This window comes from Mesorhizobium sp. M7A.F.Ca.CA.002.15.2.1, from assembly GCF_003998715.1.
GTDB lineage: Bacteria > Pseudomonadota > Alphaproteobacteria > Rhizobiales > Rhizobiaceae > Mesorhizobium > Mesorhizobium ciceri.
Genome location: NZ_RZPI01000261.1, coordinates 1 through 7,001 on the forward strand (window position 1 = coordinate 1; position 7,001 = coordinate 7,001).

At 61.0% G+C, this 7,001-nt stretch carries 6 protein-coding genes and 2 pseudogenes; 6 read left to right on the plus strand and 2 right to left on the minus strand.

Features of this window, described 5'->3' with window-relative positions:
• Together ENZ74_RS16180 and ENZ74_RS35140 are read right to left on the minus strand one after the other, a co-directional pair.
• Window positions 1-252, minus strand: a pseudogene (locus ENZ74_RS16180) (flavoprotein); the annotation flags it as partial.
• A 3-nt stretch (window positions 253-255) separates the two neighbouring features.
• On the minus strand, window positions 256-2,085 hold the full coding sequence (locus tag ENZ74_RS35140) for a (5-formylfuran-3-yl)methyl phosphate synthase (RefSeq protein ID WP_082826446.1): 1,830 nt from the start codon (window positions 2,083-2,085) through the stop codon (window positions 256-258).
• A 250-nt stretch (window positions 2,086-2,335) separates the two neighbouring features.
• Here ENZ74_RS35140 and ENZ74_RS16195 point away from each other — a divergent pair, with 250 nt between their 5' ends.
• The 6 genes and pseudogenes from ENZ74_RS16195 to ENZ74_RS16220 all read left to right on the plus strand — a co-directional run.
• The gene (locus tag ENZ74_RS16195) at window positions 2,336-3,565 is read left to right on the plus strand and encodes an ABC transporter substrate-binding protein (protein ID WP_063167851.1); all 1,230 of its coding nucleotides are present in this window, start codon (window positions 2,336-2,338) and stop codon (window positions 3,563-3,565) included.
• Window positions 3,566-3,586: 21 nt separating this feature from the next.
• Window positions 3,587-4,558: a YVTN family beta-propeller repeat protein gene (locus ENZ74_RS16200; protein ID WP_013532045.1), complete on the plus strand. Its 972-nt coding sequence runs from the start codon at window positions 3,587-3,589 to the stop codon at window positions 4,556-4,558.
• Window positions 4,559-4,587: 29 nt separating this feature from the next.
• Window positions 4,588-5,031, plus strand: a complete 444-nt coding sequence (locus ENZ74_RS16205; RefSeq protein ID WP_013532046.1) for a hypothetical protein — start codon at window positions 4,588-4,590, stop codon at window positions 5,029-5,031.
• Window positions 5,032-5,088: 57 nt separating this feature from the next.
• The gene (locus tag ENZ74_RS16210) at window positions 5,089-5,877 is read left to right on the plus strand and encodes an ATP-binding cassette domain-containing protein (protein ID WP_063167850.1); all 789 of its coding nucleotides are present in this window, start codon (window positions 5,089-5,091) and stop codon (window positions 5,875-5,877) included.
• A gap of 35 nt (window positions 5,878-5,912) precedes the next feature.
• The gene (locus tag ENZ74_RS16215; RefSeq protein WP_050580490.1) at window positions 5,913-6,749 is read left to right on the plus strand and encodes an ABC transporter permease; all 837 of its coding nucleotides are present in this window, start codon (window positions 5,913-5,915) and stop codon (window positions 6,747-6,749) included.
• A pseudogene (locus ENZ74_RS16220) lies at window positions 6,749-7,001 on the plus strand (hypothetical protein); the annotation flags it as partial. The gene ENZ74_RS16215 and the pseudogene ENZ74_RS16220, both read left to right, overlap by 1 nt.

Here is a 7,001-nt window from a genome sequence, read left to right on the forward strand (position 1 = left end):
CACCACGACCGTGTGATAGACACCGTGGTAGAATTCGCCGACCGGGATCGCGCTTGCGGTCTTGTCGTGCAGCACGCGCGTCGTCTCCGGGAAATCAAGTTTAAGCTTGTACATGCGCAGCACTTCGTTGGCGGCCTTAGACACGAAGACATCGCAATGTTCGAGCTGGCGAACAAGTGCGAAGCTCTCCGTAAAAAAATGCCCGGAACCCGTCAAAACCCACGCCCAGCGCGGCACATGCAGCTTCACCATCGGCTATCCCGCCTTCTTTGCCGACGACCCTGTTGAAGCCACTATCCGGATGCCGGGCAGCTTGCCCGACGCGAGCATCGCGCTGGCCCCGGCAGCATCCTTCGGACCGGCGAGATGGAAATCGATGCCGTCGGGCAGCATGGCGGCAAAGCCTGGGTCGACAATGCCTCGGGCCCTCAGGCTGTCAGCGGTATCGCTGTCGAAGAATGCACCGGTCTGCTTGACAAGCAACAGCGCGTTTGCGCCAAGCTTGCCGGCAAGCCAGGCGGCCAGAGAATCGGAGGTAATGTCCCAGGAGGCCGGAACATCCAGCGCCGGCAGTGCCAGTGACGACGGCAGCCACACCGGAACCTTCCCCGCCTCCAACACTCGCCCGATCTCGTCCAGCGACCGTGCCGGCGCCAGCCTTTCGTCCCGGTCGAGGATGACATGGCCGAACTGCTCCATGGCCAGGATCGCCATGGCATGAGCGGCGGTGTCGGAAAACTCCATGCTGGTCTGCGTCTCGCGCACATGGTCGGCAAAGAGCCCGCCGCCGGGCACGATGACGATCGGCAGCCTGGAACCCGCCAGCGCTGCGATCCAGCTCTTCATCTCCGCCGCATGGGCCGTGCTGCCGCCAAGCTTGACGATGGCCCGTCGAAGCATTTCGGGGCGCTCCTGGCGCGGCCGGAAAACAACGCTTCGGTCTTTTCGGCCAGCAATGCCGGAGGCAGCACCGCGTCCCGCCGATTGGCGCTTGCGTTCGATCTCAACGCCGACGCCGCCAGGGCCGAGCTCGAGCTTTTCCACCCTAACCGTGACGCGCACGACACGCTGGTTCTCCAGCACGTGCGCTGCCACCTGCTCGGCCAAAGCCTCGCTGAGCTGGATATGGCCCCGCGCGACGATGGTGCGAATGCCGTCCATGATGATGTCGTAGGAGAACACATGGCGCATGTCCTCGGGATGGTCGGTGATTTGCAGCACATCGGCGATCACATCAAAGCGCACTTTTTGAGTATGGCCATGCTCGAAGCTGTAGGCACCGATCTGGACCGGCAGAACAAAATCCCGCACAAAAATCCTGTCCGTGCCCAGTGTCGGGTCGGTGTCCGGCGAATAGCCTCTCGCTGCCAACAGGCGATAGTCGATACTCGATTGATCGCCGGTCCCGGATTCCGCTGGGATCAACTCGCGAATCTGCGAGACCGCCTCGGCGCTGATCGAACTCGTGCGACCGGAATGGCCACACAGCGCCCCCCGAAAGCCGAGAAAATCGGGAGCGAAAGGCAATAGGCGCGGAATATCCGGAGCTTCCAGCGATCCACTCAGGCCGACCATCAGACCGAGCGATTTCGTTCGATCGACGAATCCCGGAATACGCTCCGGCGGCAGATGATCGAGCAGCCGGCCCTTCCCCTTTTGCGCGGTATCAACCATCACGCCGTGGAAGCGATGCCTGGCGAACATCGGCAGAAGCTCGAAGTCCGGCGCCAGATCGGCAAACAGCACGGCAATCAGCTTCGTTCGTGCGGCGAGCGGTTCAAGCGCCTGTGCGCAGGCAGAGATATTTGCCGAAGGAAAAAATCCGATCTTCACATAGTCGACGCCGGTCGCCGCGATCTCTTCGGCCTTGATGCGGATCGTTTCGGGTTCCATCGGCAGGTCGCCGCAGACAGCGCTGACCGGAGCCCGACCCGCGATGAAAGAGATCGTTCGGAGCATAGTTTCCATGGACACCGCGCCCAGGGCTCCCGCCTTCGGGTCCTTCAGGTCGACGATATCGACACCTCCAGAAAGAGCGATCTCCGCCTCTTCGATGCCGGTGACGCTTGCCAGCATTCTGGTCATTTGAACAGTTTCTCCAGTTTGGAGGACAAGACGCTTTTATAGAGGCGGTCGATCCCCCTGCGCCACGTCTCGCCGGTGTTGCCATGCGAATCGATGCTGGCGACCTTCCGCACCGTTCTGGCAGGCGCGAAAAGTCGTCCTATAGGGTTTGATAAATTTTGCGGGTCGGCTAAGTTGATCATGGGCACCTTGACTTGGCGCGGGTCCGGCAACCGTCGAACCTCTGCGCAAGAATGGGTAATTACTATCGATGACGAGCGCGGTGCCAGGCACTCTCGCTGCCTTTTTGTGCTTTTTTTCCCTGACCGTCAACGTTTCCGACGCGACAGGCCAGGAAACGGTGGCGAAGCCGGAAAAAAAGATAACTGAAATCAAGATAGGCTATTTGCGGGCCTACGCACCGCAATTGACGCTTTCCATGCTCGACCTGCCGCCACGTGACGAAGGTGTCGCCGGCGCCGAGGTGGCGATCGGCGACAACAACACGACGGGAAAGTTCACCAACCAGAAATTCAGCCTCGACGTGACCGAGGTCAAGCCCGACGGCGACGCGGTTCAGGCATTCGAAGGCATGATCGCCAAGGGCGACCGCTATGTGGTCGCCGATCTTTCAGCCAAACAATTGCTGTCGATCGCCGACATCGCCCGCGACAAAGGCGTGCTGATCTTCAACGTCGGCGCCACCGACGACAGCCTTCGCGAGGAGGACTGCCGCATCAACGTTTTCCATATCGCGCCGACGCGCAGCATGCTGGCCGACGCGCTGGCGCAGTATCTCATGGTGAAGAAGTGGCCGAATTGGGTGCTGCTCTATGGATCGCATGAGCAGGATCATCTCTACGCCGATGCGCTGCGCCGCGCGGCAACCCGCTTCGGCGGCCAGATCGTCGCCGAGAAGGAATTCAAGGATACCGGCACAGCCAGGCGCACCGACACCGGCGCCACGCAGATACAGCAGCAGATTTCCGTGTTCACGCAAGACGTGCCGGAGCATGACGTGGTGCTTGTCGCCGACGAAAGCGAGGTTTTCGGCACCTACGTGCCCTACCGCACCTGGACGCCGCGGCTGGTCGCCGGCACGGCCGGTCTGGTTGCATCGTCATGGCATCCCGCCAGCGAACAATGGGGCGGCATCCAGATGCAGAGCCGCTTCCTGAAGACGACGAGCCGGCGGATGCTCTCCAAAGACATGTCGGCCTGGACCGCGGTGCGTGCGGTCGGCGAGGCCACCACGCGCACCAAGGGCGACGATGCGAAAAAGATCAGCGACTATATACGCTCTGACGATTTTTCGGTTGCTGCTTTCAAGGGGCAGAAGCTGACCTTCCGCAAATGGAACCTCCAGCTTCGCCAGCCGATCTTGCTTGGCGACACCAAGTCGGTCGTCTCGACATCGCCACAGGAGGGCTATCTTCACCAGGTCTCCGAACTCGACACTCTCGGTGTCGATCAGCCGGAAACGAAGTGCGCTCTCAAGTAGAGTCAATCGGGAGGAATTTGCGTGCAGAAACGAGCTTGCGCATTCGCCATTCTCGCGGCCGGCTTCACGGCCAGCCCGGCATCGGCCTATACGGCTTACGTGTCCAACGAGAAGGACAACACGATGACCGTCGTCGACACGGCGACGATGCAGGTGGTGAAGACCGTCGAAGTCGGCCAGAGACCTCGCGGCATCACCATCTCGCATGACGGCAAATTCGTCTATCTATGCGCCAGCGATGACGACACGATCCAAATCATCGACACCGCGACACTTGAAATCGTCGGTACGCTGCCATCCGGCCCCGATCCCGAATTGTTCGTCCTCTCGCCCGACGGCAAGACGCTTTATGTCGCCAATGAGGACGACAATCTCGTCACCGCCATCGACGTCGAAAGCAAGCAGGTCCTGGCCGAGATACCAGTCGGCGTGGAGCCGGAAGGCATGGGTGTCAGCCCCGACGGCAAGACCATGGTCAACACCTCGGAAACCACCAGCATGGCGCATTTCATCGACACCGGCACGCATGAGGTGACGGACAATGTGCTGGTCGACACGCGCCCTCGCTTCGCCGAATTCAAGCCCGACGGCTCGCAGGTCTGGGTCAGCGCCGAGGTCGGCGGCACCGTCAGCGTCATCGACAACGCCAAACGCGAAGTGGTGAAGAAGATCCAGTTCGCGATTCAGGGACTGCGGGCCGAAACCATCCAGCCGGTAGGCATCGCCATCAGCGCCGATGGCAAGAAAGCCTATGTCGCGCTCGGCCCGGCGAACCATGTCGCGGTGATCAATACCGACACTTATGAGGTGGAAAAATACATCCTCGTCGGCCAGCGCGTCTGGCATCTGGCCTTCACGCCCGACCAGAAAACGCTGATCACCACGAATGGCAATTCCAACGATATCACCTTCATCGACACGGCCACCGACGAGCCGGTCCAATCGCTCACTGTGGGCCAGCAGCCCTGGGGTGTGGTCATTTCGCCCAAATAGCAGACATTGATCATCGGGAGGCTCAAGACATGAAACTTTGCCGTAGGTTTTTCTTCGCCGCGCTCGCCGGATTTGTCCTTGCTCCGATCGTAGCAAACGCCGACGATGCGACGTCAAAACCGTCGCGTGCCAGCAAGAACCTGCCGGAATTGATTATCGGTTCGGCCGATTCCACCTATGCGGTCAATCAGAAGGACTTCGAGCTGATCGCCGGCCAGGGCTATCGCTGGAAGATCACGTCCAAGGGCGGTTTCGAGTACAAGTTCGTGACCGATCTCTTCCGCAATGTCTGGATGGACCAGATCGTCATCAACGATTTGGAAGTGCATATGGACGGCGGACCGGCCTGGCTGGAATTCGACGACGCGGGAACGATCCAGGTGCAGTTCCATACCGTTCGCCCGGGCGAATATACCTGGTCGGTTCCCGACCTTGCCGACAAGGGACTGAAGGGCAAGATTACGATCAAGTAAGACAAAAGGCGATCAGGGGCGCCAATAGGCCAACGCGTCCTGAAGGAGCGATCCGGTATGCAGCATATGAGGACAAGCGGACCGGGAGACGAGGTGGCGGCGCTCGATGTCCGAGCCGTCAGCCATTCCTATGGCCAGAAGCGGGCGCTCAACGACGTCTCCTTCTCGATCGCGCCGGCGACTTTCACCGTTCTGCTCGGCCTCAACGGGGCCGGCAAGACGACGCTGTTCTCACTGATAAGCCACCTCTACGACACGCGTCACGGATCGATCCGCATCTTCAGCCATGACATTCGCCGCGCGTCCGGCGAAGCACTCAGGCGGGTCGGCATCGTGTTCCAGGCACGCACGCTCGATCTCGACCTCAGCGTCTACCAGAATCTCTCCTACCATGCCTCGTTGCATGGCATTGGCGGACGCGAAGCTCGCCAGCGCATTGCCGCGCTGCTGGAAACGGTCGACATGCAGGGCCGCCAGCATGACAAGGCACGCAGCCTCTCCGGCGGTCAGATGCGGCGCATCGAAATCGCCAGGGCGCTGCTGCACCGACCTTCCCTGCTCCTGCTTGACGAGGCGACCGTCGGCCTGGATATCGAATCTCGCGCGGGCATCCTCGCCACCATCCGCAAGCTCGTCCAAGCAGAGGGCATCGGCGTGCTCTGGGCCACGCATCTGATCGACGAAGTCGAAGACGCCGACCATGTCATCATACTGCGGCGGGGTGACCTGGTCGCCAGCGGCAAGGTGTCGGATGTGATCCGTGCGAACGGCGGAAGTTCGATTCGCGAAACCTTTTCGAAGCTCAGCCGCGTCGATGCGGCGGGCATGACGGAGACGTCGCCATGAGCGCCCCTTCGATGCCCGGAAAGGTCGCCGGCATCATGCCGGTGCGGTCCGAGCCATTCGGCCTGCGCCACTATCTCATTTGCCTGAAAGGCGTCGTCCTGCGCGAGTGCCTGCGCTTCCTGCACCAGCGCGAACGCTTCATTTCCTCGCTGGTCCGGCCGCTGGTCTGGCTGTTCATCTTCGCGGCCGGCTTTCGCCAGGTGCTTGGCGTGTCGATCATCCCGCCCTACAAGACCTATGTGCTCTACGAGGTCTATATCACGCCGGGCCTTTGCGGCATGATCCTGCTGTTTTCCGGCATGCAGTCTTCACTGTCGATGGTCTACGACCGCGAGATGGGCAACATGCGCATCCTGCTGGTCAGCCCGTTTCCGCGCTGGTTCCTGCTGGTGTCGAAGATGCTGGCCGGTGTGGCCGTATCGATCGTGCAGGTCTACGCGTTCCTGATCGTTGCCTGGTTGTGGGGCGTCAAAGCGCCGCCACTCGGCTATCTCTATGTTCTGCCGGCACTGTTCCTGTCGGGCATGATGCTTTGCGCGCTCGGCATGCTCTTGTCTTCGCTGATCAAGCAGCTTGAAAACTTCGCCGGCATCATGAACTTCGTCATCTTTCCCGGCTATTTCGCGTCTCCGGCGCTGTATCCCTTGTGGCGCATCCAGGAGGCGAGCCCCCTGCTCTACAAGATCTGCCTCTGCAACCCGTTCACCTATGCCGTCGAACTGATCCGTTTTGCCTTCTACGGGCAGATCGAATGGCTGTCGCTGGGCGTCGTCGCCGGCTGCACGCTGCTGTTCCTGGGCGGCGCCATCATCGCATACGACCCTTCGCGCGGTTTGGTGATCCGCAAACAGGACATGGGAGGAAACGCCTGATGGCGCGAATGAGACTTGTTCACACTCTGGTTCTGGTCACCACGCTTGCGTCGATGGAGGGCGCCGCCGCGGCAAACACCGATCCCGACTGGCCCTGCATGCAGCGTAAGGTGCCACAGCTCTCGCTTGGCCAGATCTGGAATGGGCCGGAGCTTCCGGCGACCGCGAAGGATTGGGCGAAGGATCCAGGCGTGTCGGCGCTTGTCGATGCTGTGGCGGCCCGGCGGACGCCGATTGCACAAGCCCAGAAGG

Coding starts and splice junctions, on each gene's coding strand:
- ENZ74_RS35140 (WP_082826446.1), bottom strand. CDS start 2,085: ATGACCAGAATGCTGGCAAGCGTCACCGGCATCGAAGAGGCGGAGATC.
- ENZ74_RS16195 (WP_063167851.1), top strand. CDS start 2,336: ATGACGAGCGCGGTGCCAGGCACTCTCGCTGCCTTTTTGTGCTTTTTT.
- ENZ74_RS16205 (WP_013532046.1), top strand. CDS start 4,588: ATGAAACTTTGCCGTAGGTTTTTCTTCGCCGCGCTCGCCGGATTTGTC.
- ENZ74_RS16210 (WP_063167850.1), top strand. CDS start 5,089: ATGCAGCATATGAGGACAAGCGGACCGGGAGACGAGGTGGCGGCGCTC.
- ENZ74_RS16215 (WP_050580490.1), top strand. CDS start 5,913: ATGCCGGTGCGGTCCGAGCCATTCGGCCTGCGCCACTATCTCATTTGC.